The 25,596-nt window shown below is 41.3% G+C and carries 24 protein-coding genes and 3 pseudogenes; 4 read left to right on the top strand and 23 right to left on the bottom strand.

Annotated elements, in window-relative coordinates; all coding sequences use genetic code 11:
* Positions 1-42: 42 nt before the first annotated feature.
* From PN838_RS24285 to PN838_RS24270, 4 genes and pseudogenes are all read right to left on the bottom strand, one after another.
* Positions 43-765 (bottom strand): cobaltochelatase subunit CobN, encoded by a 723-nt coding sequence (locus PN838_RS24285; RefSeq protein WP_272182702.1) that lies wholly within the window; start codon positions 763-765, stop codon positions 43-45.
* Positions 759-1,895 (bottom strand): annotated as a pseudogene (locus tag PN838_RS24280) (cobaltochelatase subunit CobN). The gene PN838_RS24285 and the pseudogene PN838_RS24280 overlap by 7 nt, the downstream one beginning before the upstream one ends.
* A gap of 395 nt (positions 1,896-2,290) precedes the next feature.
* Positions 2,291-3,346: an HmuY family protein gene (locus PN838_RS24275; protein WP_272182311.1), complete on the bottom strand. Its 1,056-nt coding sequence runs from the start codon at positions 3,344-3,346 to the stop codon at positions 2,291-2,293.
* Positions 3,347-3,521: 175 nt separating this feature from the next.
* On the bottom strand, positions 3,522-5,645 hold the full coding sequence (locus tag PN838_RS24270; protein ID WP_272182310.1) for a TonB-dependent receptor plug domain-containing protein: 2,124 nt from the start codon (positions 5,643-5,645) through the stop codon (positions 3,522-3,524).
* Between the two features lie 488 nt (positions 5,646-6,133).
* Between PN838_RS24270 and PN838_RS26755 the strand changes: the two genes are divergently transcribed.
* A complete protein-coding gene (locus PN838_RS26755; RefSeq protein WP_334313442.1) occupies positions 6,134-6,463 on the top strand; it encodes an FKBP-type peptidyl-prolyl cis-trans isomerase in 330 nt (109 codons plus the stop codon).
* Between the two features lie 64 nt (positions 6,464-6,527).
* A pseudogene (locus PN838_RS24260) lies at positions 6,528-7,467 on the top strand (cation diffusion facilitator family transporter).
* A 93-nt stretch (positions 7,468-7,560) separates the two neighbouring features.
* On the opposite strand, the gene ahpF reads toward PN838_RS24260, so the two are convergent.
* Both ahpF and ahpC read right to left on the bottom strand, forming a co-directional pair.
* Positions 7,561-9,111, bottom strand: coding sequence for an alkyl hydroperoxide reductase subunit F (ahpF, locus tag PN838_RS24255; protein ID WP_272182309.1), 1,551 nt, complete (start codon positions 9,109-9,111; stop codon positions 7,561-7,563).
* A 180-nt stretch (positions 9,112-9,291) separates the two neighbouring features.
* Entirely contained in the window at positions 9,292-9,801 is a 510-nt protein-coding gene (gene ahpC, locus PN838_RS24250; RefSeq protein WP_272182308.1) for an alkyl hydroperoxide reductase subunit C, read from the bottom strand.
* Between the two features lie 158 nt (positions 9,802-9,959).
* Between ahpC and PN838_RS24245 the strand changes: the two genes are divergently transcribed.
* Together PN838_RS24245 and PN838_RS24240 are read left to right on the top strand one after the other, a co-directional pair.
* Entirely contained in the window at positions 9,960-10,868 is a 909-nt protein-coding gene (locus PN838_RS24245) for a hydrogen peroxide-inducible genes activator (RefSeq protein WP_272182307.1), read from the top strand.
* A gap of 230 nt (positions 10,869-11,098) precedes the next feature.
* Positions 11,099-12,638 (top strand): annotated as a pseudogene (locus PN838_RS24240) (AbgT family transporter).
* 136 nt (positions 12,639-12,774) lie between these two features.
* Here PN838_RS24240 and PN838_RS24235 read toward each other — a convergent pair.
* From PN838_RS24235 to PN838_RS24155, 17 genes are all read right to left on the bottom strand, one after another.
* Positions 12,775-13,668 (bottom strand): CRTAC1 family protein, encoded by an 894-nt coding sequence (locus PN838_RS24235; RefSeq protein ID WP_272182306.1) that lies wholly within the window; start codon positions 13,666-13,668, stop codon positions 12,775-12,777.
* A gap of 26 nt (positions 13,669-13,694) precedes the next feature.
* Entirely contained in the window at positions 13,695-13,937 is a 243-nt protein-coding gene (locus tag PN838_RS24230) for a hypothetical protein (RefSeq protein ID WP_272182305.1), read from the bottom strand.
* The gene (locus PN838_RS24225) at positions 13,934-14,671 is read right to left on the bottom strand and encodes an FG-GAP repeat domain-containing protein (RefSeq protein ID WP_272182304.1); all 738 of its coding nucleotides are present in this window, start codon (positions 14,669-14,671) and stop codon (positions 13,934-13,936) included. The genes PN838_RS24230 and PN838_RS24225 overlap by 4 nt, the downstream gene beginning before the upstream one ends.
* 1 nt (position 14,672) lies before the next feature.
* The gene (locus tag PN838_RS24220) at positions 14,673-14,921 is read right to left on the bottom strand and encodes an ASPIC/UnbV domain-containing protein (protein ID WP_272182303.1); all 249 of its coding nucleotides are present in this window, start codon (positions 14,919-14,921) and stop codon (positions 14,673-14,675) included.
* Between the two features lie 8 nt (positions 14,922-14,929).
* Entirely contained in the window at positions 14,930-15,049 is a 120-nt protein-coding gene (locus PN838_RS24215; RefSeq protein ID WP_272182302.1) for a hypothetical protein, read from the bottom strand.
* Between the two features lie 11 nt (positions 15,050-15,060).
* On the bottom strand, positions 15,061-16,560 hold the full coding sequence (locus tag PN838_RS24210; RefSeq protein ID WP_272182301.1) for an FG-GAP repeat domain-containing protein: 1,500 nt from the start codon (positions 16,558-16,560) through the stop codon (positions 15,061-15,063).
* A 63-nt stretch (positions 16,561-16,623) separates the two neighbouring features.
* Positions 16,624-18,789, bottom strand: a complete 2,166-nt coding sequence (locus tag PN838_RS24205) for an Ig-like domain-containing protein (RefSeq protein WP_272182300.1) — start codon at positions 18,787-18,789, stop codon at positions 16,624-16,626.
* A gap of 51 nt (positions 18,790-18,840) precedes the next feature.
* Complete coding sequence (locus tag PN838_RS24200) at positions 18,841-19,122, bottom strand: hypothetical protein (RefSeq protein ID WP_272182299.1); 282 nt, start codon at positions 19,120-19,122, stop codon at positions 18,841-18,843.
* Positions 19,123-19,323, bottom strand: coding sequence for a hypothetical protein (locus PN838_RS24195; protein ID WP_272182298.1), 201 nt, complete (start codon positions 19,321-19,323; stop codon positions 19,123-19,125).
* A gap of 26 nt (positions 19,324-19,349) precedes the next feature.
* Complete coding sequence (locus tag PN838_RS24190) at positions 19,350-20,060, bottom strand: DUF6445 family protein (RefSeq protein ID WP_272182297.1); 711 nt, start codon at positions 20,058-20,060, stop codon at positions 19,350-19,352.
* Between the two features lie 43 nt (positions 20,061-20,103).
* Positions 20,104-20,835, bottom strand: a complete 732-nt coding sequence (locus PN838_RS24185; protein WP_215964100.1) for a hypothetical protein — start codon at positions 20,833-20,835, stop codon at positions 20,104-20,106.
* A 95-nt stretch (positions 20,836-20,930) separates the two neighbouring features.
* Positions 20,931-21,938: a family 16 glycosylhydrolase gene (locus tag PN838_RS24180; RefSeq protein ID WP_272182296.1), complete on the bottom strand. Its 1,008-nt coding sequence runs from the start codon at positions 21,936-21,938 to the stop codon at positions 20,931-20,933.
* 59 nt (positions 21,939-21,997) lie between these two features.
* A complete protein-coding gene (locus PN838_RS24175; protein WP_272182295.1) occupies positions 21,998-22,183 on the bottom strand; it encodes a hypothetical protein in 186 nt (61 codons plus the stop codon).
* Positions 22,177-23,253: an Ig-like domain-containing protein gene (locus tag PN838_RS24170; protein WP_272182294.1), complete on the bottom strand. Its 1,077-nt coding sequence runs from the start codon at positions 23,251-23,253 to the stop codon at positions 22,177-22,179. The genes PN838_RS24175 and PN838_RS24170 overlap by 7 nt, the downstream gene beginning before the upstream one ends.
* A complete protein-coding gene (locus PN838_RS24165; RefSeq protein ID WP_272182293.1) occupies positions 23,234-23,767 on the bottom strand; it encodes a hypothetical protein in 534 nt (177 codons plus the stop codon). Before PN838_RS24165 ends, PN838_RS24170 begins: the two co-directional genes overlap by 20 nt.
* 87 nt (positions 23,768-23,854) lie before the next feature.
* Positions 23,855-25,162, bottom strand: coding sequence for a TonB-dependent receptor domain-containing protein (locus PN838_RS24160; RefSeq protein ID WP_272182292.1), 1,308 nt, complete (start codon positions 25,160-25,162; stop codon positions 23,855-23,857).
* 5 nt (positions 25,163-25,167) lie between these two features.
* A complete protein-coding gene (locus PN838_RS24155) occupies positions 25,168-25,419 on the bottom strand; it encodes a hypothetical protein (RefSeq protein ID WP_272182291.1) in 252 nt (83 codons plus the stop codon).
* Positions 25,420-25,596 lie beyond the last annotated feature (177 nt).

Genomic DNA, 25,596 nt, shown 5'->3' with positions numbered 1-25,596 from the left:
CGTCAAAAATCCATCAAAGTCTTTCTCAATATCGGCTTGTTCCTAGGCGATATCCTTACAGATATTTAAAGTAAAGCACTGTTCTACCACCTGCTTCGCCGTCTTTTGTTTGACACCGCCATTATCTAACTGGCTGTATTGGTGCATCAATTCATGTAAAACCACAATATCACCTTGCAAGCCAGCTGCGGCAAATGGCGGTGTCATATGAGAAACGACCGTTGCACGACCACGTCGTTTTGTTTGCATCGCCTCACCTACATCGTCGACAATAAACGGATACACCACGGGCGTATCCCAAACCGCTAGATTGCCTTGATCATAAATCGATAAGCCACGCTCTTTTCCACCTAAATATTCCTGCGAACCATGTGTGCCTAAATGAACAATAGCGTCGCCTTGCCAAAACTCACGGGCATAAAAGTAGGCTGCCAAATAGAAGTGATTGATAGGTACGATTCCCTGATGAAAAATACCACTTTCATCGTTCTTTTTATCTGAACGCGGCGGTTGACGCATCACTAACATGTTACCAACACGCATTCGAGGCAATATAAAATAGTCAACTGAATCGCGTTTTATCGCCATAAAGTTATCCTGTGGTTTACCCCAATGGTCATTAATTTTATTTTTAAGATCCGTTGGCAATTTGTTAAACCACGCTAAGTAATTTTCTATCGGCATGAGCTCTGCAAGATCGTCATCTAAAAAGGCTTGTAGCTGTTTACCTTGAAGTTGCTCTGGCCGATAAAATGGGTCTAGAATTTTTTTAACTCTTTGTGTAAAAATGTCTCATCGGTGGCGGGAATGTCATACCCCTGCGCATTTAGTGTTTTAGTGATTTCACTTAGACTGGTTGGAATATTTAAAAATGACGCACCGACATCTTGGTCGCCCCAAACAAAAACCGTGATTTTTTTGTCATGTGCGGGTTTGTATTTTAAGGAAGTTAAATTGACGGCCTTATTTACTAAATGCTCTAGTTGATAATCAATAATGTCAATATTGCCACTGCGGCGGTCCATTGCAGCCACCACCATAGGATCTGTAACCCCTGCGGTTTCTGGTAAAACTAAAGTAAATGCCATCATACCGGCATCAACACCTTGTGGGTCTTGTTCTCAGGCTTTTTGGTCACCGCCATAATAAGTCATGGCCTGAATAACAGGGACGCCAAAACGTTCAAATTCAACCTTACGTTGATTAGCCCAATGAATGTTTCTAAAGTTTAAAATTAGGTCTACATCTGCCGTTAATTTATTGGCGGCATTGCCATCGATATATAACAACTCATCGTAATGTTTTTCACCACGACTTAACGCAAAGAAAAACGGCACAACGTGCACACCACGTTGTTCTAATTGCGCAATCGTTGTGTCTATTAACTCTGTTTGTTCAACTTCTATTGCTGAACGATTCATCAATAACGCAATTTTAGCTTGGTTCGATTTTGGTGCTTGCCAATCAAAATATTGTTTTAAGTCGCTAACAATAAGGTTTGGTAACTTTGGATGATAAATGCCTTTATCGGGAAATATCACCGGTGATGCGACCGATAAGGATTGTGTAGCGGGATCTTCGAGCACGTTAACAGACAAATAACGCAACATATTGCCAAGATTTTTACTGCCACCGTTATCCCAATATTGGTCGAGAGTTTGCCTTTGTAATTCAGACACACCTATTTTATGTTGGAAAGTCTGATGCCATTTTAAACCAACCACTCTGGCCTTGGACTGATTAATTAAAGGAAGATAGGGTGAAAAACTTTTATTGGCTTCCGCCACTGAAACACTGTCTAACAGGACAACGTGATATTGATTAATTAGGGCCAAAAACTCTACAGGAGACTTAATAGAACGCAGCGATTTTTGGCTCACTTGCCAATTCAGCATCATGGCATTATTGGAAGTAGCCTGCTTTTTTAACAATTTTACTTTGGCTGGATTACTGTGTGAAGAGCTTATAATCAATAACCTAGACGCTTTCTGTGGTGCTTTCTGTGGTGCCTGCTGCAACTCAGACTGGCTGTTTTGCTGGACTCGATTTTGTGGTTCAGCAAACGATTGTACTGACGACAACGTCAAGTAAAATAGCGCAATGTTTTTAAAAAATGAAAGTGAATATTTCATGTGTAACCTGTAAAACGGGCAATAAAGGATGGGGCTAACTAAGTTTATATTCATCAAATCAAGGCGTTTTTTATCTCGCGGAAGATAACATAACGCCCTAACTTGTCCCGTTTGAATCAACTTAGTTAGTCCCGGAGGACAGTTGTAACCTAGCTTACTTATTCCGTAAGTGGGTCAGCGACAAAGCTATAATTGCCAGAATTTCCTTCGGCATCGTAATAACTTGTGATTTGCATTTTGTAATTTTGAGTTGCTGTTTTGATGATATAAACACCATATTGTGACCATAATTGATGGCCACCTTGTAGGTTATAGGCGTACCAGTTTTTAGTCTTAAATGCGTTTACTGTGTATTCATTTGGCTGGAAGCCATAATGAGTAGCCGCTTCAACGGCGACACCCGTAAAGGAATTTGTAAAATCTTGAATTGCCGTTGATGTTTCCGCTAAATCAAGTTGATACGAACCAATACCATCAGCACATGGAATAGAGATATCGTAGTCTTCCGTTGATGTTACTTCCATTGCCGTTGCAAAGTTAATATATACCGCCGATTCAGACGCACATAACATAGCCAAATCTAAGGTTAAATCTTGTTCTGTCGAAAACTCAGTTTCTCCAGACGCCTGTACGCCAAAACTTAGAGTGACGTCGGACATTCCAAAGCCAGACTGCGTTAAATTAGTCACTCTAAATTTACTAAACACGCCATCTGATTGGACAATATAAAAACTGTCGTCTTTAGCCGTTACAGCATGGGTTGTTGTATCGTAGTTATAAAATCCATCCAAAATACGTTCGGTTACGTCACTTACAAATTCTTCATCCGCTGGCACATCAGCTAACGATACAGCTTCATAATCTGCCAGTTCGGCTTCAGCACTTGCATTAACAAATGTATCAACAATTGCTGCACCGTCAGCGTCGTAATATTCACTGTTGTTGCCAGTAAAATACATTCCAACAGGTGTTGTACCATTGTTATTTAGGTAGATATTGGTACGCTTGAATGCAATATCCCAATCTTCATTTGTGCTAGCTTGGTCTTCCGTAAGCTCTAATACGGTGCCAGTGTCTAAATCAAAGTAGGCAAATACAGGCGCGCTGCTTGTCCCGGTTGAAAACGGACCGTATGGCGTCGACGTAACTTCATCTTCCACAACGTCCTCTACAACGTTTGGTTCGTCATCGTCAGATGAACTGCACCCAGCCATTAACAACGCCATGCTAATTAGAGAAAGCGAAGCTATCTTTTTAAATTTGTGTTATTTATCGCCGGGGTATTTGAATTAGAGTGTTTCATATCTATCTTGTTCCTATACAAAATTGTTGTTCAAATTTATGTGTTTTTTATAATTTTTTAATGGGTTATCTAAAGTGGTTTAGCCGTTAAAACTGATAATTAACACCAACTTTAATCGTTCGGCTCGATACAGGCCTTGGGTCAAAATACCCAAGATCTATCAGTTGGTTATCTCGGTGCTCATCGGTTAAATTAAGCAACGAAAGATGCCATTGAAGATTGGAAGTTATGGTGTGATTGAGCGAGAAGTTGAGAGTGGTAAACCCATCAACCGCTGCATCGACGTAATCGTCTGGCGTGACTTCATCTGCTTGATAAACGGCATAAAGTAGCGTTTGAACATCGAGCCAGTGCAAGTCGTACCCGATATTAGCTTTAACTTGTTGACGCGGACGGGCTTCAAGACGTTTGCCACTTTGGTCAACGGCATCTACATAGCTGTAATTTAGTTGGCTATTCCAATTGAGAAAACGCAGCTCTGCACTAATATCAAACCCTTCGATTGTTGATTTCTCTATGTTTTTGTATTGTGAAATACTGAGATTTTGCGCTTGAGACATTTGTGCATCTTCTCGCGTCGCTATCAGGTCTTTTGTTTCTGAATGATGTAAATCAAAAGATAACTGTAAGTCTGCGGAACGATTAAATACCGCGCCTGTATAATCAACGCTCAAATTGTAAGAATCTGATTGTTCGGGCTTTAAATCTTCGTTGCCGAGAACCTTGTAACCTAAGTTGCTATGGTCAAACACGTAGTAACGTTCTTTTAAGTCTGGGACTCGATAACCTTGCCCATAACCGCCTCTTACTTTTAACGGCAGTCCTGCAACTTCTACGTCAAACATCGCGCTCAAACGTAATGCGGTATGCATACCAAAATCAGAATCATATTGGCTCCTGATCCCCAACAGATATTGATGATCCGACTTGATGAAGTTGTATTGGCTATATAGCTCTACACTGCTTCTGGATTCATTTGCCACTTCAATTGAGTTATCAGCCGGTTTAACCTGATCAAGTTTGTCAAAATTTGTGGCAAATCCAAATACCACTTCACCGCCATATTCGCTGTCAAACTGAGGTCGTACTTTCCCATGCTGCAGAGAGTACAATCCTTCAAGCTGACCTAAGGTAATTTGAGCGTCTCGAATACTGTTCGACCGGCCACTCGTTTCATCGTGACTTATAAACCTAGATTTTAGATGCCAGTGATTATCAATTGCACTTAACCCAGCCCCCAATTGATGTTGTTCAACATCAGAAACGTAATAAATTAGATTCGACTGGCCGGGAACTTTAGCCGTTATTTTGTTTTTGGATTCGTTTAGAAAGTCATAAGACAAACTAAAATCAACAACTGAAAAAGATTTAGATATCGCAGCTTTAGCAAAGTTTTTGGTGAGTTCACCGGAATCTTGTTGTACATCAGCTGGGGTTAAATCAAAGTCAGGATCAGAGACATGTTGTAGCGATATTTGGTGTTGCCAATCATCCATATGGCCAATATTAGATAATGTGGTTGTATGTAAAAGGTTATCAACACTAACGTCATCATTGGCATCATATATGCCAATTTCTGTTCGAATTTGAGTTACCGGCTCAACATCCTCAGTGGTAATAATATTAATGACTCCACCCATGGCTGAGCTGCCATAAAGCACCGACGCGGCGCCTTTAATGACTTCTATTCGTTCAATGTTGTGTGCGCTGATCTGATCTAAATCAACCGCCCCGTTAGCAGGTGAAATTAACGGTTGGCCATTGAGTAAAACGGCAATATGTTTACTGCCATACCCGCGCATTTTGACCGTATAACCGTCTTTTACGCTGCGTTCCAAAACAACAGATGGAATAAACTCTAGCGCTTGAGCCAATGTGCCCTGTGTCACTAACTTCAAAGTATCTCGTTCTATGACATCAACAGAGACAGGCGAGTCACTTAACAGCTTTGCGGTTCTGGTGCCGGTAATTACCAGAGTTTCAACATAAGGTGTTGCGTTATTTTCAACGCTGACAGCAGCAAGCAAATCGTCCTCACTTGTCACATTCTTATTTTCTAGTGCAGTGTTATTTGCTGCTTCATCCGTATTTATTCCAACTGAACCAGATGGACGTTCGGCAGCACTTAATCCCCCTAGGGACAAAATCAGACTTAGGCTGGTATTAATGACAATTAGATTTTTGACTAGGTTCTTTTTTATTATCAACATGTTATTCGTTCATTTTGTCTTCTAATCTTTGTTGAACGCGAAAAATAAATCGTCACACAAACATTAAATGATAATCATTCTCAATTGCGATTAGTTTACTGATTGATTTTAACATGTCAATACAAATGCGAATAATTATCAATTAGATTAATAGTGTTTCCGTAGCACATTTTTTGTTTTAAAAATTTAATTCCACATCACATTAAAACGTAATAATAAAAATCAGCTTTATTATCGAATTGACCGTAAGATATGATGGCAAAGGGATAGCAGTAAAAGGCTTTATTAATGGCTAGAAACAAAAATACAAAAAATCAAAAGGCTCTACTGGAGCGAACCGAAATGCGACAGATAATTTCATCGAAAAATATGCGAATAAGGCAAATGTTATTAGGCATGAAGAAGGGTTTTATTTTAAAGTCATAGAACAAGGTGACGGCGACAAACCGTCATTATTTGATTCGGTAAGAGTAAATCAACGTATTTTATTGGCGGATGGCAGTGTTATTGCCGATACCTATCGGACCGGACTTGCCGATGAGTTTAGTTTAGAAGAAGCGATTGAAGGCCTAAAGCTTGGTTTGCCGTTAATGTCGGTTGGTTCACGATATGAGTTTGTTATCCCCCTGAATTGGCTTGGGGCAAGAAAGGTAATCGCAGCAAAATTGGACCTAATGCAGTCATGTTCTTTGATATTAGGCTCGTTAAAATTGTTTAACGAACAAAAGTTAACTATGCCCGAAGCTACACAAGTCGACGTTAATTTGACTCAATTTTTATTTGTCATTAATTTACGTGGTGCGATAAACAATGGCTAAACTAAAATAATTCAACGGTTGGATTTATTCAGCCGAAACTTCATTTTCACTTAAGGTCAGTTTAATGCCCCATGATCACAGTCACAGTCATTTACATTCGCATGGTCATTCTCATGGCCACCATCACCATAATCACGACGGAAAATTAAGCTTAGCGGTTTTTATCAATATTCTACTCACTATAGTGCAAATTATAGGCGGTGTTTTATCGGGGAGCTTGTCATTAATTGCCGACGCCCTGCACAACTTAAGCGATGCCGGGGCAATTTTAATAGCCATTTTTGCAAGGCGAATTGCAAGATTGCCAGCGAGCAACAAGATGACATTTGGTTTTAGAAGAGCCGAAATCTTGGGGGCCTTGATCAATAGCACTTCCCTTGTTTTAGTTGGGATCTATTTAATCTTTGAGGCCGTTAGTAAGTACTTTAATCCTCAGCCAATTGATGGCTGGATAATTGTCGGGATCGCGTCCGTCGCTTTTTTAATTGACGCTGCAACTGCCTTAGCTCACCTATAAGTCAGGTGTAAAAAACAACCTTAACCTTAAAGCCACTTTTATTCACAATTTATCAGATGCCTTTGCCTCTATTGTCGTCATGGTAGCGGGCACACTTATTATTTTGTATCAGTGGTATATTGTTGATTTAATTGCAACAATTGGTATTTCACTTTATGTCATTTATCAAGGTTACCAACTTGCAAAACAAAGTATGGTCATACTTATGCAAGGCGTACCTGCCAATATCGATGTGGATACACTTTGTCTTGAGCTGGAAGGCATAGATTCCGTTGTTAAAATCTGGCATATCCATGTATGGCAACTCGACGATACCAATATATTTTTAGAAGCCTATGTCGAACTTGATACCTCTGGTGATCAACAAGATTTAAGCCCGATCAAAGCGTTTCTAGTGGAGCGCTACGGAATTCACCACTCAACTATAGAAATCACCAAAAAACGTTTAGACCCAGAAACTGAGTCGGAAAATTGCTATCAAAACTAAGCTCATAAAAGCGTAAATATAGCCCATAAGCAAAAAGGTCAGATAACCCTATTGAGGTTGCTGACCTTTTTAATCACTTTATTGTTATGCCTATTACGATTCTCTAATCAGGTAATCAAAGGCAGATAATGACGCTTTAGCTCCCTCTCCCATCGCAATAACAATTTGTTTATATGGTACGGTTGTTACATCTCCGCAGGCAAATATCCCGGCCTCAGATGTTTGGCAACGTTCATCTATGATAATTTCACCATGTTTGGTTCTGTCGACAATATCGGCCAAAAACCCACTGTTTGGTACTAAGCCTATTTGAACAAAAATGCCGTCAAGTGACTGTAATTTTTCTTCATCCGTATTTCGGTCTGTGTAGGCTAAACCAACCACTTTACCATTGTCAGAAACCACTTCTTTTGTTGCGGCACTTTTGATAATGGTTATATTGCTTTTGGCTTCAGCTTTATCAATCAAAACTTTGTCAGCTTTTAGCTCAGACATAAACTCAAACACGGTCACATGTTTCACCATGCCGGCTAAATCTAGTGCCGCTTCAATACCAGAGTTGCCACCACCGACGACGGCAACATCCTTACCTTTGAAAAACGGTCCATCACAATGTGGGCAATAGGCGACACCATTTCCGATATTTTCTTTTTCACCGGGAACCCCCAGTTCACGCCATTTGGCACCAGTGGCAATGATTATCGATTTTGTTGATATTTGTTCACCTGAACTCAACTGCACGAGTTTCACCTTGCCACGTTCTATATTTTCAACTCTAACATGCTGTTTAACCGTAACGTCGTAGTCGTTTAAATGGGCCTGTAAATTATTAGTCAGTTCAGGCCCAGTTGTTTTAGGCACTGAAATAAGGTTTTCAATACCAACAGTATCTTTAACCTGTCCGCCTATACGGTCGGCAATTAGTGTTACTTTAAGCCCTTTACGAGCACTGTATATGGCTGCTGCAATCCCTGCTGGGCCGCCGCCGATTACGGTGACGTCTTGTTCTGGCAATTGCGGAGCATCGTTTTGTTTGGCCGCATCTGGGTACTTTTCCAATAACTTGTCGACTAACACTGAGGTATCGACCTTGCCATTGGCAAATAAGTCGCCGTTTAAATAAACGCTCGGTACACCCTGAATATTACGAGACTCCACAAGGGATTGGAACAAACCGCCATCGATCATTTCACTGCTGATATTTGGATTTAGCAAAGCAAATTGATTTAGTGACTGCACAACATCTGGACAGTTATGACAGCTCAAAGAGACAAACACTTCAAAATGCAGCGGTTGATTAATATTAGCGATAATTTGTTTTAAACTTTCGTCAAGCTTTATGGCTGTGCCCGCCGATTGCAAAATAGCTAATATAAGCGAATTAAATTCGTGGCCACTTGGGATCCCCGAGAAATAGACGCCGTTAAACTCATTGTTGGTTTGGAGCGCAAATGTAATTGGGCTGCGTAATCCAGCGTCTTGTTCAACAAATTCTAGCTTGTCTGAAACTGAACAAAGCCCGGATAAAAATGCCACCAATTCAGCACGACTGTCGTGTTGCCCTGTTTGTAATACCAAGGTGACCTTTTTATCTAACATTTCTGCGTAACTTTTTACTGCGTTTAAAATTTCATTACTTAACATAATTCACCTCATTGATGGCGGTAGACTAATGGGCACTGATTGTTGCAATGCCCATTAGATAACTAAAAGAAGAAACTCATATGGTGTTTACACCTGACTTATATGAGTTTCTAAGCGCGTCGGACTTTAAATTTTACCGACTAGGTCTAAACTCGGAGTTAATGTTGCTTGACCTTGTTCCTAGGCTGCTGGGCATACTTCACCGTCATTTTCACGAACATACTGAGCAGCTTTCACTTTGCGAAGCATGTCTTTTGCCGAGCGGCCAATGCCACCAGCGTGAATTTCTGCAACTTGAATGATGCCGTCTGGGTCAGCCAAGAATGTGCCACGGTGTGCCATGTGATCTTCTTCAATCATGACGTCAAAGCCGCGAGTAATTTGGCCAGTTTGGTCACCTAGCATTGGAAACTTAATTTTGCCAATCGCGTCACTTGAGTCGTGCCATGCTTTGTGTGAGAAGTGTGTGTCTGTTGATACTGAATACACCTCAACGCCTAATTTTTGTAATTCGTCATATTGATTTGCCATGTCTTCTAACTCTGTAGGACATACAAATGTGAAGTCCGCTGGGTAGAATAAAAAGATTGCCCACTTCCCTTTCACGTCTTCAGATGTGACTGGTACAAAATCGCCATTGTGAAAAGCGGTTGCTGAGAAGTCTGGGATTGATTTACCGATTTTAGCCATTGTTAATTTCCTTCATTTCTAGTTTGGTTTGTTGAAAGCACGTTTGCTTTCGATGGGGTAATATTAGGGCAGGAATATAAATTAGAAAATTTGATTGAATTGAAGTTTATGTTCTATTAAATTGAACTATAGATTTTATTAAGTGCAAAAGAGAAAAGATGATTTCGTTAAAACAAATACGCTACGCGCTTGCTGTAGGGCAAACACTGCATTTTAAAAAAGCAGCTGAAATGTGCAGCGTTTCACAATCGGCATTAAGTACTGCAATAAGTGAATTGGAAAAACAACTTGGTGTTGCAATATTCGAGCGCAATAACAAACAGGTCCTTGTGACCAAAGAAGGCGAGTTATTTTTACAAAAAGCGCAGAACATTAAACGTGAAATGGATGACTTAGTTCAACTATCACAACTGAGTAAGTCTGTATTATCCACCGAGTTGTCATTGGGCGTTATCCCGACCATTGGTCCGTATTTGCTACCTAAGGTACTGCCTAAAGTTCGAGAGCTTTACCCTGATTTTCGTTTGCAAATAGTTGAAGACCAAAGTCATGTATTAGTTGATATGGTGCGCAGAGGCGAAATAGACGTTGCCGTATTGGCCTTGCCTTATCCTACTGAGGGATTGCTAACCTTAGAATTTTGGCAGGAAGATTTTTATTGGGTGAGTCACAAAGATGAATGCCCAACACAACTTGACGAAATCACCAGCAGTCAAATGGAATTGGATAAGTTGATGTTACTCAAAGATGGCCATTGCTTAAAAGACCATGCACTTGAAGCCTGCCAGTTACAGTCGGTAAAACAACGCAGTGACTTTCAATCGGCAAGCCTACATACCTTAATTCAAATGGTCGCGGGAAAATTGGGCACCACCTTAGTTCCGCAAATGGCGCTTGATCAGTTAATCACCCCGCAGTCTGAGTTACGGGCTTTGCACTTAAACGAACCTAGCCCTCATCGTCGTTTGGCTTTTATCGTTAGACCAAATTTTGTCAAAATGCAGGATGTGTCTGAATTAATCAAAATCTTCAAATCGCAATTGAAGACGGCCGACTCACCAATCTAAAATTCAAAGGGTTAAGATCACAAAATCACTTCGCGTCTTAGCCCGATATTATCTAAGTTGTGCTACCGTTTATGCTGACGAATGGTAACGCGCCACAGACAATATGAGCTTAAGGCAGGCATACAATCTGTATGCGAATTTTAATCGCCCAACGCTGTACAATAGAAAAAACCAAGATAGTATTGACTAAGATTAGTTAAAGAGAAAATAACAATAAAAAGGATGTCGAAATGAACCAATCTAAACCCTCTACTGTTCAGCGATTTTTAGATAAAGTCGAGGTTGTAGGTAATAAACTCCCCGACCCCGCTGTGCTATTTATCGCCCTACTTTTCATCGTATGGGCACTATCTTGGGTGTTATCAGGTATAGATTTTAATGCCATTGATCCCCGTTCAGGTAAAGAATTGATAATTAATAATCAATTAAGTGGTGATGCCATCACCCAATTTTTTTCGTCAATGGTAAATAACTTTTCTCATTTTCACCCCGTTGGCGTGGTTCTCGTCGCCATGTTAGGTATTGGTGTTGCTGAATATAGTGGCTTTATCAACGCGGGTTTACGAGCAATTATGGCTAAAACAGCGACCTTAGTTATTGACCCCAATGGTTATCCTTGTTGGTATCGTCAGTCATTCGGCTATTGATGCTGGTTATGTATTAGTTATCCCACTTGGTGGCGTCATATTTTATGCCGCAGGCAGACACCCATTAGCCGGTATTGCAGCGGCATTTGCTGGGGTTTCGGGCGGATTTTCAGCTAACTTCGTGCCATCTGCCCTTGATCCAATGTTACAGGGAATTTCCCAAGCGGGTGCTCAATTGCTAGACCCAACAGTGGTATTAAACCCTCTTAATAACTATTATTTTACGACAGCGTCTTCTGTTGTTGTCACTCTATTGGGTTGGTTTATTACGGATAAAATTGTCGAACCGAAACTGGCAAACAATAAACTCGATGGTGATTTATCCGATCTTCCAACTATGGAACCATTGGAATCAAATGAACAAAAAGCACTACGTTGGGCATTATTTTCTATCATCATAGGTGCCATAATTTTGTTTGCCTCTGCCTATCCACAAGATTCAGCTTGGCGTGCAGCTGACGGCTCGCTTACCGCGTTCTCTGCACCATTAATGAAATCAATCGTACCGTTTATTTTCTTATTGTTTCTCATTACTAGCCTAGTTTACGGTGTTGCCATTGGCAAAATTAAATCGTCTAAAGATTTTATTGAAGGAATGTCGAAAGCCATGTCCGGTATGGGCTATTACCTTGTGATCATGTTTTTTATCGCTCAGTTTATTTACGCTTTTGGACAGTCAAATTTAGGCATATTGTTAGCGGTCAAAGGTGCTGCATTTTTAAAATCAATGGCGTTACCATCAGGAATTACGATTACTGGGATCATCTTTTTGACTGGTTTTATTAATTTATTTGTTGGTTCTGCGTCAGCAAAATGGGCACTGTTAGCACCAATTTTTATCCCTATGTTAATGCAATTAGGTATTTCCCCAGACCTAGCACAGGCGGCCTATCGTATCGGTGACTCTAGCACCAATATCATCACACCTTTGATGCCTTACTTCCCGCTCGTGGTGGTATTTTGTCAAAGGTATGTGAGCAGCGCCGGTATTGGGACGTTAACAGCAATGATGTTGCCGTTTTCGATCTGCTTCTTAATTGTTTGGACACTATTTTTAATGCTGTACTGGGGAGCGGGAATTCCTCTTGGATTGCAAGCCAGTTATGAATATCTTGCAAACTAAATAGTGACTAGAACTTGCTAACGAGCAACGTTCTAGGCTTAAAAATATAATCAGGAATAGCCATTGGCCACTTATTAACTCAATGTTTTAGTTGAATATAAGTGGCCTTTCATTCTATTTACTTGTTAACTCTCGATTATTTAACCAAATGGTATTGGTTTACCGTTAAATTATGCAACTCTGTTTGTTCGCCATTGCGCCATTTAACTCGTACTTTTTGCACACTTTTGCATTCCCCTAACCCAAAATGAACCTGATTATTTAAGCTTTGAGAAAATGCATTTCCGCCATTACTTATCGTCGTTTGTTGCATTTGATTACATGCCCAAATAGTCACTTTTGCATCCAGTTGGTCGATTTTTTTAGCGGGAGATTGGCCCACAACAAACCCAATAAAATGAGTCGATTGCCCCTGAACTAAGTTATTGCTAAACAGATGCCATAACCCGCGTTCATTTGCGTAAAGAAGATCAATGTCACCATCTTTATCATAGTCGAGTACATTCGCACCATTGCCTGTCGCCCCGATTTCATCGGAAACAATGTTATGCACTTCGGAGGTTGTGAACTTAATGCCTTTGTCATTAAACAATAAAAATTGCTTATTTTTTGTCGCCATATTGCCGTATTTAATCACAACCATGTCGGGCCAACCGTCATTATTGAAATCAGCAACCGCTGAACTTGTGGTTTGTTCATTAATTGCGTTACCTAGTTTGTCGCTGGCATCAACAAACCTGCCGCCTTTATTTTCAAACAGTTTTGGCGGATATGGTGCAATTGTAGTAGAGCCAAGATTGTTCTCTACGTTTAGTATAACGCCAGCATTTCGTGCCCGCGTATCCACCAGCAATCGCCATGTATTGTCACCTAAATAACCAATGTATATGCCTTTCTTAGTTGGTTTAGAGGGCCAGCCAGTTGCTTGTTGTTGAGTAAGTGTGACATCTTTATGGCTATGTCGGTCACTTTCGAACTCAAGTTTACGCATACTTTTTCCGACAAATACATCAAAGTCTGGATAGGCCATTTGTAGGTTTTTTAATTCAAAATTGCCTATAATCGACAGATCAAACTGTTGCTTTTGTTTCTTAAAAGTAAAAAAGCAAAACGTTTAGAGCTTGCATCATAAAATTGCTGACGAGAAAATTGATGCTCCGCTCGAGTTATGAACAAATCGTCGTCCCCATCGTTGTCAAAGTCTATTTCGTTGATGCTACTTACATGATTTGTTTGATTTAACGCGCCTAATACATCTTTAGTATCATCGACAAAATCCAGTTTCCCTTTATTTGTCACCGCAACAATGTCAGCACCACCGTAAAAAGCAGATCCTTAAAACCATCGTTATTGTAATCAACCGTTTGTAAACGATAGCCTAGCCATTTAGCTTGAGGCAGCAATTTAACAAATTGGTACTGCTCATTGTTATCGAGTTTATAAAGATGGTTGGCACCCGCTTTCTGAGATTTAAGAGGAAAACCAGTCGTTATCAATTCTAAAGTACCGTCATTGTCGGCATCGATAAAATTGATCGCGCGACCGCGGGTAAATTCAAAATGTTTCATATCATTTTGTTTCAGAATTTTTCGTCCCTCATTTACCTCAAACAACAAAGGAAACTTAGGGTTTTTGCCATCGCCGCCGCCTTGTGCGATAACAATTTCTATCTTGCCATCTTTGTCATAATCAGCTGCAACAACCCCGTGGATATCTCGTGTTAGCAAGGTTGTAGGTTGAGAATATCGCCCACCTAAGTTCCAATAAACATTCAGTTCGTTACCGTGGTCAGTCAAGATTAGATCCTGTAAACCATCTTGGTCTAAATCAACGACTACAGGGCCGTCCCATTTTCGTCGGTATCGCTCACCGGTTGGCAAAATATCGCGATTCATCGGCTCAAATTGAGCCGGTGATTTGTCGTCATTTACGTCAATTGGATTCAAACTGCAACCACTAAGTAAATAAGCAGAAAGAACGATTGCCAAGGAATAACTAGCCACTTTATGGCACGCTTTTGAGATAGTCTTCATGTTAATTACCAACGTTTATCACTGAATTGAGTTTAATGTTTGTAACGTCTTGCAACTTCACTGTTTGGTCACTCCACGTGACTTTAATTTCTTCGATTGCCTGACAGGCTCCTAATCCAAAGTGTACAAATGGATTAAAGCTGAGTGAATACGCTGCACTTGTTGCGCCGACCTTTTGTATTTGCTCAACTCCACACGCTTTTATCGACACTAACGCACCTAATGGCGAAACTTGGTTATGTTTGCCCACATTTATCGTTACAAAGTTATTTCCCGCCCCTTGACCTGATTTTTAAACAAGTGCCATTTTCCGCGGTCATTGCCAACAACCACATCGAGTTGCCCATCTAAATTGTAATCCACTACCTGTGCGCTCATTCCGATTGCCCCTAATTCAGGTGTGACAATATTGTGCGTAGCGCTTTTAACAAATCCACGTTTTTACCTTGGTTCATCAATAAAATTGAGTTAATTGGCGTGACCAAATTGCCCCTTGGTACAACAAGAATGTCAGCGTAACCATCATTGTTAAAGTCCCCGACGGCACTGCCCATAGAATGTTCAACGTCTATTATCTGTTGGGCGGCTGTGACGTCTTTAAATACGCCATTGGTATTTTGCAGTAATACGTCTTTTAAGCCTAGGCTCACCGTTTGTGCTGGATAAGATTTAACGCCGCGTACAATGGCTGTCATTGGCGAAAATATATTGGCGGCGACTCGCCATTGCTGGTTACCGACATAACCAATATAAGCGCCTTTTTTATCTCTTTTATCAGGAAATCCAAGGGCGTCACTATTTACTAACCGGACATCTCGACCTGAATGGGTTTCTCCCGAGTAATCGTACTCATAACCTGATTCGCCGATATAAAGGCTTTTATGTGGCCATTGTGATTGAAAGTTTTCGAGTTGAAAAATATCCCCCATCACTAAATGTTCAAATTGAAATTCACCACGTTTTGCGAAAAAGCCCCATACTTGGCTTGCCGCGTCATAAAAGGTATCGCCACCGTCAAACTCTTTACCTCGGGTAAAAAACAGATCAAAATCACCATCATTATCAAAATCAATTTCGGCCACCGATGTTACGTTTAATAGTGGTTTGGCAAAAACGTTATTAGTTACGTCGATATAACTAAAATCCCCTTTCCCTTGATACAGCTTTACGGCACCAAACCCGTACAAAAGAATGTCGGCTATGCCGTCGTTGTTATAATCGGTTACAAGTGTCTTTTGCCCATCAACCTTGATGGCGGGTAATTGATTAATGAGCAGGAGCTGACCATTATTGTCGTTTTTATAAATGTAGTTTTCGCTTTGGCCTTTTTTAGCTTGATCAGGAAAAGCAAAATTAAGTAAATCGAGCTTGCCGTTATTATTTAAATCAACAAACTTAACCGTACGACCCCGCATGTTTTCAAGCGGAATATCAAAATCGGCAACTTCACTAAAACGGCGATTTTTGTCGATGCGAAACACTTTTGAGTTTCTGGCATTGCTGCCAGAGCCGCCGCCTCGGGCCAGAATAATTTCATTTAAGCCGTCTTGATCAAAATCGGCGACTGAAATCCCGTGTACATCTCCCATAATCAAATCATATGGTTTGGCATATTTTCCTTGGTTATTCCACATAACACGGATGGCAAAACCATGATCATTCAATAATAAGTCGGGATAACCGTCTTGATCTAAATCGGCAACAACTGGCGCATCCCATTGTCTTAAATTTTTATTTTCACGCTTAAAATCCGAGTGCAGTTGTTGAAAAACAATTCGCTCATTTGAAAGTGGTTTTGGATTGCCATTTGCTGTTTGGCACGCCATGAGAATAGCTAGGGTCGATAATAGCGATACTCTTGAAAATAAGCGTTTTTGACCATTAATCATTTGAAGCTCCTAAAAATAATGGGGAAGATGATTGTCTGAGCGTACGAACCCAAATGAGGGCGACTAAAAAAACCAAGGCAGACTCCCGCCACTGGAATTTTGGTTTTCAGGCTTGTCTACAACGGCCTGTTCATTAATCGTTAAGCTTATGTTGTCCGCTACTAAACTCAGTTGTGATGTCGCTGTGATCTGTACGTTACCCGCCGCTACTGCTGTAACGTTCCCGTTATTGTCTACCGTTGCCACATTTGAATTGCTAGACGACCAATGGAGGGTTTTATCTGTTGCGTCTGTAGGCAGTATATCTGCGGTCAAAGTCAGTTTTTCACCAACGGTTAATGAAGTAGCAGACGATTGTATTTCTATCGAATGCACTTCTATATCACTCACACCTTCGAGTAAATCGAGTTGCAGTAATTGCACGTCCATCGGTTGCATTTCGATGTTATTTTCTACGTTATTGCCAGTAATTACATCGACGATACCGGATACTTTGCCGATGCTAGACAACAGCTTAACGTTGACGGTTTGTTGGCTGGTATTGATGAGAGAAATACCTCGTCGTTGTTCGTTACCAGCAGTTGCAGAGCCAGATGTCAAAGATGCCTGACTCAACAGGACGCCATGAACAACTTCAAGTTCAGCATTTTTGACCACGATATCCACGTCCTTGTGCGGAACTAACATCGAAACCTTTACCTGTAACTCTTCAAGCATGGCCAATACGTTATCTCGTTGAAAGCGAGCATATACAGCCAAATCAAGGCCACTTGTTCTTGTTTGCCCCAACTCAGTTTTAGTGAAATTATTGTCATCATCCATTAGCACTATATTGCCACCGCGTTGTGCAAAGGCTTGAAGACCAGTCAAATCTTCGTCCGAGATAAATCGAGTGGCGGACAAAAACAAGGTTTGTGAACTCGGGTTTAAGGAATCAAGGGTCGATGGCGTTGCAAATCCTACCGCCACATTTTGTAATTTAAGCGCCTCGTACATTTCTGACATATACAGGGTATATTTGGGGTCCTGAATTGCCGCATCCTTGTTGTAATAGACCATAAAGTCTCGCTCAACTGGCGTTAATGACAGTGCCAAATTACCATGTGCATTAATTTCTTTCCAAGCACGGCCGTAGGCGTCGAGTTGAATTGGCTGAGTGACACTGGTTCCGATGAAGTCCGCGCGAGTATCGATGGCTCCATCACTTTTGCGGTTCCAAACCCAAGTGGTAACTGAGCCTAAACCGTGCGTGATCCCTAAATAAAATGTCGCTCGCACATATTCTGGTGACATATGAAAATCACGCCATCTTGACCCTGATAAATTATGCCACTCTGAATCATACATATGTTTGTCTGGTGCTATGGATTTCATAAAATCGAGCATAATGCTTTGCGCACGCCATTCAAGACTGTACCGCTGACGCCAATCTTGCTCATGACGTAGGTCCCATTCAGCAGCAAATGACGACATTTGCGCATCCGATCCCGGCATATCAACCAAGTTAGTGATAAATTCAAAATCCAAACCTTCGTCCTGATAAGGGGTATGGACTGAACGTTCGCCCATCACTTTGACATGGGTTTTAGCATGTGGGTCAGCGTTATGAACACCGTCGTGTAAAAACTGAAACCATTGATTACCACGTTCCAGATTAAACTTATTCCAGTCATACCAAATAGGTCCACCTTGAAAACTAAGGGAGATTGGCGGGATGTACGTGTTCTTAACTTCAGAAAAATTATTAAAGCTTGTTTGGTAAACGACATTAAGCTGGCTTATCGTATCGTATTTATGTTCTAGCCACGCTTGGTATTTATTCATGGTAAATTCCGATACGCCACGGGCCGACTCAACTCCACCTTCCCGTATTGAAAACATAGGCTCATTGGCAATCATATGTACACGCTCGTTATCCCCTAAAGGTTCAATCGCCGAACTCAATTGCTCCTCAAACAAAACGTTTAACCACGCTTTGGTATTTGGGTTGTCTATGTCGTAATCGGTAAATATCCGAGAGCCGTCAAATGCCTGAGGGTAATCTTCTCGCAGCCAAAATGACTGCGGGACTATATGGCCCAAAAAATACTGAATAGGCGCTCGATTTTGTGCGGTTTGCTCGGCAATACTGCTTCGTAAACTCGACTTGCTCCAATTTTTAATTTTGTTTTCAGTTTCCAAATGTTGCACCGACAAATACCCTTCGCCACTTCGACCAAACGCCTGCATTATGTCTTCCGTATTTGGTTGCCAAAAAACTTACTGGCAAATACTTTGTCATCACCAAGTTGGTAATGTGTGCCTCGAGCTTGATTTTTTTGTGGAGAAATCTGGCGGCGTAGCGAGGGTGATATTGCCATCGATCTGCTGTTGTAATTGCGCTATCGCCGAATCCACAACGTCGATACAATCGAGCAGCTCATCAAATGGCAAACCTGTTGGGCCAACAGGATCGAAGCGGGAAAAATACACGGCGTCATACATTTGCTGAACCACTTCAGGGTGATTTCTGTCCCATGGTGCAAATATGTCTTTAAACAAGCGTACCGTTGTTTGCGACACCTAGGCGTAGTCGACATTAACTCCGACAGCGATAGCCTCTTCTACTTTTTTATCAAGTTCACTACTTTTTTCATTTACTTGCTTTAACAACGCTGTAAATGTCGCGTCATCAGTGGGCCCATCATAAATAGCGGCACACAAGTAAAGTGGCAGCAATATGAGGGTTGAAACCATCAATTGACTCAGGTTTTTAAAGTTCATTTTTTTATTCTTATAATTGTTGTGAATTAAGGTTGAAAATCGACAAAAAAATTGGCGGTTAACCTGCCTGACTTAGGATCTGGGTTAACGTCAACGTTTGGTTTTTCAATATGAGCTGAATGTAAAATGGTCGCTGGGTAAATAACCAACCTATTAGGTTTGTAATCTACTGTATGGATCAGCTCAAAATGCGGATCTGTCCCTGTAACATACTGCTGTTTGGGGTTTCCATGTTGATTAATATGTTGTTGTGCGGCCTGTAAATATTGTTTACGCCTTGCCTGTGTAACATTTTCAAACCCTGTTGGTTTATGACGATAAAAACTCGTGCCACCAAATTCACTAGGGTTTAGATAATGTAATATGGCAAAACTAAAAGTTTCGTTATTATCAAAATGGGGAATACAGCTAAGTAAGTTTAAGTCTGCAGGTCGTTGTGTGAGCAAAGAAAAACAGCCATTCCTTGGGTAAAGTGTTAACTCTTTTGGAACCTGAAAATGCCGATATAAAATATGAGCTGCAAATTGCAATATCGCCATACCATATTCAGCCCCCACGTTGGCACGCACTCCTGGATAATAGGTGCCCTGTACCATGCTAGTACCATAATCAGCAGTAACGCCATTGGCTATCGCTGCCGACGGGTCTAACAAAACGTCATCAACGACAAAAATTGGGGTTTGTTCATGACCAATGTTTTGGGCCACTTGGCGTTGTTTTCGATTGATATCATACATGCGTATTTTCCAATGCTCTCGAACTTAACTTAGTTAAAAGCCACTATTTAGCGCCGATAACAAAATGCTTGCCTTGCTTTTTAGTTAGCGCTTCGTCGGAATCAATAGCTGTTAAATAGACTACCCAAACGTATTTCCCTGCTGGAAAATTAGTCACCAGATCACTAAACGGCACTGAGATCTCTCCCGGTTTTTTAACGGTATATTTTAATGCACCGAGTTCTTTCCAGTTGCTGCTGTCTAATAACTTCAAATGCAGATCACGATTTTCTGTGATGTCATATTTAGCGGTTAATATCACCTCAGAATCATCAATGATTGTTTTTGGCCAAGTTACTTTTTTAATCAGATCTTTTTGCGAATAAACCGACGGTTTTGGTGCTTTAGGCGCGTCAATTACAGTTATTACTTTAAACTTTGTATCACCAAGACGGTCATTCCAATTTTTGCCTTTTGGTGCCAGATAAGCATTTACACGATATTTACCCGGCTTAATATCATCGATATCAATAGAGAAATGATAGTTTCCTGACTTCTTAATCCGTTTCATCGTGCTCTTAACTGTTTTACGGCTCTCAACTTCTTGTACGGCAACGTATAAATCTCGTAACTTAGACAGTGATAACTCAATTCTGACAACAGGCTTTTCTTCCAAGCCAATAATTAGGTTGTCTAAATCAAAGTTGACGATCTCATCGTCCTGTGCACAACTTGCCGTCGATAAAAATGCGCTTACCATTAAGATAAATGTCGCGATTGTTTTAATTAAATTCATATTCACCTCAACTTAACCAAAGTTTAATTAATTGTGAGCGACTGATGTTCGGCAAAGACCAAGGTGCCACTGCCGAACCCAGTATTCTTAGTTAGTTATTTTTTCTTGTATACGCGCACCCAGTCGACTTGCATCGCACTTGGGTAACCTTCTGCTGTCGCTTTTTCAGGCACAGTGCATCGAACAAAGCCATTTGGGCAATTATTGTATGAAACATGCGGATACCTAAGACCTAAAGATAACGTGACGTGCATCGGTAAATGCCAGTGTAGATTTGGTTTTTCTGCCACCTGTACGCCGTCAATAAACCAGCGAATGACCTCTGGCGTCACCTCAGCCCCGTAAATGTGGAAGTCGTCTCTTGCGTCAAAGTCTGCATGGATCTTATTCCGGGTGAGTTCTGGGTATTTTCCTGGGCGTTTCCATATTTCTTTGCCATTCTCAATAATTCGAGTATGTAAATTCATATCGATGACGTTGGCACCGTCATAGCCTAATGGCGCGTTTTTGTCCCATTCGGCCTGTTGTAACTCAACAATATCCACCTCTGAATAGGTAGCTTCGCCCTCATGTTTTCCTTTTAATCCCATTTTTGAAATCTCGTCATTTAAACTGTAGATCCAAAACGCGGGACTCGAACCATGAAATGTCGGAATACCTTTCATCCTCGCTTCATAATATCCATAGGTTTGGTATTCATGGGAGCGAATGATCCCTGATTTATAAAACAGATCAGTCGTGACTTTTCTGCCTCCATCTTTGTAAGCGCGGCGCACGGCCTGGTGTTTTTCATAAGTAAGTGCAATATTTAAATTGCCGTCCTCGACCGTTACATTGTCTTTTGTCCAAGACCAAGGACCCCAGCCTTCCGGGCTATTTGTCCACTTGCCTTCATCTACTTTCGTTGAGTTGAACTCGTCCGAAAGTGAAGCAACATATTGCCACTTTGTGTTATCTGTGTTTTTTAACGTCGGTAACGGTGTCGTTTGCCCTTTATTCTGCGGTTGCGCATGTTCAAATGTTTGTTTTGTTGCCGTCGAACAAGATGCCATCGCCATTAAATTGGCGGTAATAATTAGATAACAAAATAATCGGTTTTTCATAGAATTGCCCCTTATAAAAAAGCCACCTAAGCAGGTGGCTTTTCATGTTTTAAACTCAACTAATTGACTTCAACTATCGATAGTTCATCAATTAACAATGTTTGGCCTTCAGGTAAACCAGTCACTTTGAAGCCAGGGAATACCGGGGCATTTGCATCCCACTCCGCAGGTACTGTCCAAACCGGTGTACCAGATAACTTGTCGATAAGCTCAACTAACTGCCAGTCCGTAGTCCTTTTTAGCACGGCTGACTGAATACCTGCGCTTGGCAAACGACGGTCATAACTATAGGCCCAGTGATACCAGCTGGGTAGTTCCAGTTTATCGATACATGAGACAACTCAATATCATCTGCAGGTACATCACTCAACTTAGCCCATACTGTAAATTTGTATTTTTTGCCTGTCGACGTGTCTGGACGACCAAATCGTTGGGTATACCAGTTTTTATCATTATTCCAAGCGCCCTGAACGATAAGGCGACCAGCGCCATTTGCTGGGTCGATGTTTTGACCACCACTGATCTCGATAGCATTGCCAGACAGCGCATCTGCTGAAACGGTTGTACCGCCCCACCAATTAGGCCCAACATTACCGTCTAACTTAAAGTCAATGATCCAGTTAGAATCAACAGGTTCTCCTGGATCACAGGCCAAATTACTTTCAGCGGTAACCGTGATGTTTTGCTCTGCAACATCATTTGCACTTGTTGCGCCGGTATATCCTGAATCTAAGCCAACCGTTAATGTTGAACTTTCGCCAACCGCCAGTGTATTGGTATAACGACCAGTTGCACCAAATTCACCGTCACTTTCAGACATAGCAAATTCCGTCGTTAGGTCGGACGCACTCCAGTCATAACTATAAACACCAGATAGCGTGTCATTGACTATGCTTGGTTTAACTTCGGCACCGATTGATGTACATGTTGGAACCGTTTTTGTTCCTAGTGGAGCGCCTAGTTCGTTATAGTCTTGGTTCACAATCTCAAGATTGAATCCAGGTGTTACCGTAATGGTTGCCTGTGCGGATAGAGACGAGTCTTCTTCACTGGTTACGGTAATTACCGTTTCACCCTGATTCGCAGCGGTTACGTTGCCATCGGCATCGACGGTTGCAACAGATGTATCAGCGATTGAATAGGTTAAATTTGAGTTACAGGCATAAGCTGGAGATGTTGCAGATAACATAGGTTCTACAGCACCTGACGCCAAAGAAAGGTCAAACGCTTGAACGCTTGTAACTGGATCCGATATGGCATTTACCGTTAATGATAAAGTTCTTCTATCAACTTCTTCACCTTGGCGCAAGTTCATGGCCAACATCGACAATATAAGAAATGTTGTAGGTAATCGAGGTTGGGAAATCTCGTAGGCCGTCAGGCGCAGGTGTTCCATCGTCATTCGTACCACCACGGACATCAGTTTCATCACACATGCGAAGGGCTTGGTCAAAGGCATCGGTATCCAATACCAACTTAGTGCCGTCCTCAGACATAGTAAATGGCGAAACGTTATTGTTCCCTTGATTACCTTCACCTTGAGGGGTATTAAAGGCGGTGTTTACAGCCGCAAATTGAAATTCGCGGATAAAAATTGGTGATGGATAAGAATCTACTGACAATGCTTTCCCATCTACCATGGCCCCTTCAAGTAAATCTATTTCAACGACACCAGACAGCTCTGGATAAGATTTGCTAAATGGTGCTTCGTCAAATGTAACAGGCTTGCTACTTGAAAAATTGTAATCCAAACCTTCATCAACACCACAGCTTGCAACCGCGGTAGAAATCATTGCGCTAAGCAATGCTTGCTTAAATAATTTATTCATCTCTTCGACTCCAAAAGTCTCTTTTTGGGTAGGTCAGGCTCCGCCCAACCTACACACTTAATTTGTTACTAACTTATCTGTGCCTGATTAGAAATTGGCACGAATACCTAAACGGAACTGGCGACCAGTATTGCTAATCGCGAGTGTACGTTCGTCAGTCACGTCATTTTCAAAGACGTTCCCTTCGTTCATATACACTTCTTGATCTTCTGTTCTCGTCATATTACTTGTGTAGAATTCACGTCGAGTGTCTTCTAGTACGTTGGTAATATTGAACGTCATGCTGACGTTTTTAGATAAGTTATAACTCGCGCTAAAGTCACTTCTATGTGTTTCGTCTTGCCAAACTGCACCGCCATTTAAGCCATCATTCAATAATTGAACTCCGGTGTAACGCTGTGCCCAACGCAACGACAACCCATCTAACTCATAGAATACAGTGGCGTTATAAGCGTGTTCTGGTGTGTAATCCATTGGCAATGGATCCATGAATACACCTGATGTCCCAATTTCTTCAGCTTCTTTTTCTGAATGTTGATATGTATAGTTGATGCTTAAACCTAATCCACTAAGCGCCCCAGGAAGGAAGTCGTAGTTTTGGGTGTAACCTAGCTCAAGACCAGAAACAACCGTACTATTACCGTTTTTGTAGATGTTGATATTGGCAACATGACATTCGATTTCCCATTCACTCGCAGAGAATCCGGCATAATAACGATGTGGCATACAATTTTGTTCACCGCGCATTTCACCTTCACCCGGCATACGGGTTTCGTCATAATCCAACAATAGGTTTGCGCTTTGTAAATCGTATTCGGTTCTGACATCTTTATAATGGAATGGTGTTACGACATTTTCGACCATATCGACAATATCTTTGTGGAATACCGCAGCGGACACTAAACCAGACTCGTTGAAATACCACTCAAATGAAATATCTACGTTTGTTGATTTTAACGGTTTAAGATTAGCGTTACCCGCTGATCCTAATGCCGTTGGTCCCCAAGGATTTTCGTTCATTTGTAAACGAGGATTTAAGAAATCAAACTCTGGACGTGTCATTGTTTTTGATGTCGCAAAACGAACGATCATTTCGTCATTGATTGCATAGTTAAGATTTAAGCTAGGCAATAACAATGTATGTGTTGCAGAACCGCTATTTGCAGCTGAACGGATAGTAGAATTATCTTTGTTACCGTTTGGTCCGACAAATGATGTTGAACGGTCAAGGAATGGCCAAATTTCACCTGCGGCACCAAAATGTCGGTGTTTAGAGCGAGGCGCATCAACTTCATTACCATTTATATCCACTACCGTATTTGGTAATGGAACTAAGTCATTGATCACCGGTGAAGCGCCTGTGTAATCAATAAACACTAAACGGTTTGTATCCATACCGCCTATAGTAAAACCCAAGCACCGTCTACATAAGGGATTGTATCGTCATTGTCGAAGTTATAACCGTGAGTTAGCTGCCATGCAAAGCAACCTGCCAACTCAGATTCATTTTGTGGCGCCCAACGTGTGTCGTAAACATCCATTACGTTGTCATCACCGTCGCGTCTAAAGTTCATTTGTGCGTCTGGGCAAGCTTCAGAGCCTTCAATGTCACCTAAACCACGTTCGATAAGTAGGTTATAAGGGTCAACCAAATGAGGTGGACGATGGTAATTGATACCACCATAACCACTTGATTCATTAGAATCTTTAACAAAACGAACACCAATGTTACCGGTTAAACGACCGTCAAAACCTTCAAAGTTTAGTTTTACATAAGCCGATTGCGTTTCCGTTGAAATTTCGCGTGTGCCCTGTGGGTTAACCGCGAT

This window comes from Psychrosphaera algicola, from assembly GCF_028401425.1.
Lineage (GTDB): Bacteria > Pseudomonadota > Gammaproteobacteria > Enterobacterales > Alteromonadaceae > Psychrosphaera > Psychrosphaera algicola.
Note: the sequence above shows the minus strand (reverse complement) of the source record. Positions and strands in the feature narration are given on the sequence as shown.

What these genes read in the sequence shown, in the direction of transcription:
- ahpC (WP_272182308.1), bottom strand. Translation starts at nt 9,801, where the DNA reads ATGGCTAAAATCGGTAAATCAATCCCAGACTTCTCAGCAACCGCTTTT.
- PN838_RS24225 (WP_272182304.1), bottom strand. Translation starts at nt 14,671, where the DNA reads ATGAAGACTATCTCAAAAGCGTGCCATAAAGTGGCTAGTTATTCCTTG.
- PN838_RS24185 (WP_215964100.1), bottom strand. Translation starts at nt 20,835, where the DNA reads ATGAATTTAATTAAAACAATCGCGACATTTATCTTAATGGTAAGCGCA.
- PN838_RS24180 (WP_272182296.1), bottom strand. Translation starts at nt 21,938, where the DNA reads ATGAAAAACCGATTATTTTGTTATCTAATTATTACCGCCAATTTAATG.
- PN838_RS24245 (WP_272182307.1), top strand. Translation starts at nt 9,960, where the DNA reads ATGATTTCGTTAAAACAAATACGCTACGCGCTTGCTGTAGGGCAAACA.
- PN838_RS24205 (WP_272182300.1), bottom strand. Translation starts at nt 18,789, where the DNA reads ATGCAGGCGTTTGGTCGAAGTGGCGAAGGGTATTTGTCGGTGCAACAT.
- ahpF (WP_272182309.1), bottom strand. Translation starts at nt 9,111, where the DNA reads ATGTTAAGTAATGAAATTTTAAACGCAGTAAAAAGTTACGCAGAAATG.
- PN838_RS24210 (WP_272182301.1), bottom strand. Translation starts at nt 16,560, where the DNA reads ATGATTAATGGTCAAAAACGCTTATTTTCAAGAGTATCGCTATTATCG.
- PN838_RS24160 (WP_272182292.1), bottom strand. Translation starts at nt 25,162, where the DNA reads ATGGATACAAACCGTTTAGTGTTTATTGATTACACAGGCGCTTCACCG.
- PN838_RS24195 (WP_272182298.1), bottom strand. Translation starts at nt 19,323, where the DNA reads ATGAACTTTAAAAACCTGAGTCAATTGATGGTTTCAACCCTCATATTG.
- PN838_RS24275 (WP_272182311.1), bottom strand. Translation starts at nt 3,346, where the DNA reads ATGGCTGGGTGCAGTTCATCTGACGATGACGAACCAAACGTTGTAGAG.
- PN838_RS24215 (WP_272182302.1), bottom strand. Translation starts at nt 15,049, where the DNA reads ATGAGCGCACAGGTAGTGGATTACAATTTAGATGGGCAACTCGATGTG.
- PN838_RS24170 (WP_272182294.1), bottom strand. Translation starts at nt 23,253, where the DNA reads ATGAACTTGCGCCAAGGTGAAGAAGTTGATAGAAGAACTTTATCATTA.
- PN838_RS24190 (WP_272182297.1), bottom strand. Translation starts at nt 20,060, where the DNA reads ATGTATGATATCAATCGAAAACAACGCCAAGTGGCCCAAAACATTGGT.
- PN838_RS24165 (WP_272182293.1), bottom strand. Translation starts at nt 23,767, where the DNA reads ATGAATAAATTATTTAAGCAAGCATTGCTTAGCGCAATGATTTCTACC.
- PN838_RS24270 (WP_272182310.1), bottom strand. Translation starts at nt 5,645, where the DNA reads ATGTTGATAATAAAAAAGAACCTAGTCAAAAATCTAATTGTCATTAAT.
- PN838_RS24235 (WP_272182306.1), bottom strand. Translation starts at nt 13,668, where the DNA reads ATGGCCTATCCAGACTTTGATGTATTTGTCGGAAAAAGTATGCGTAAA.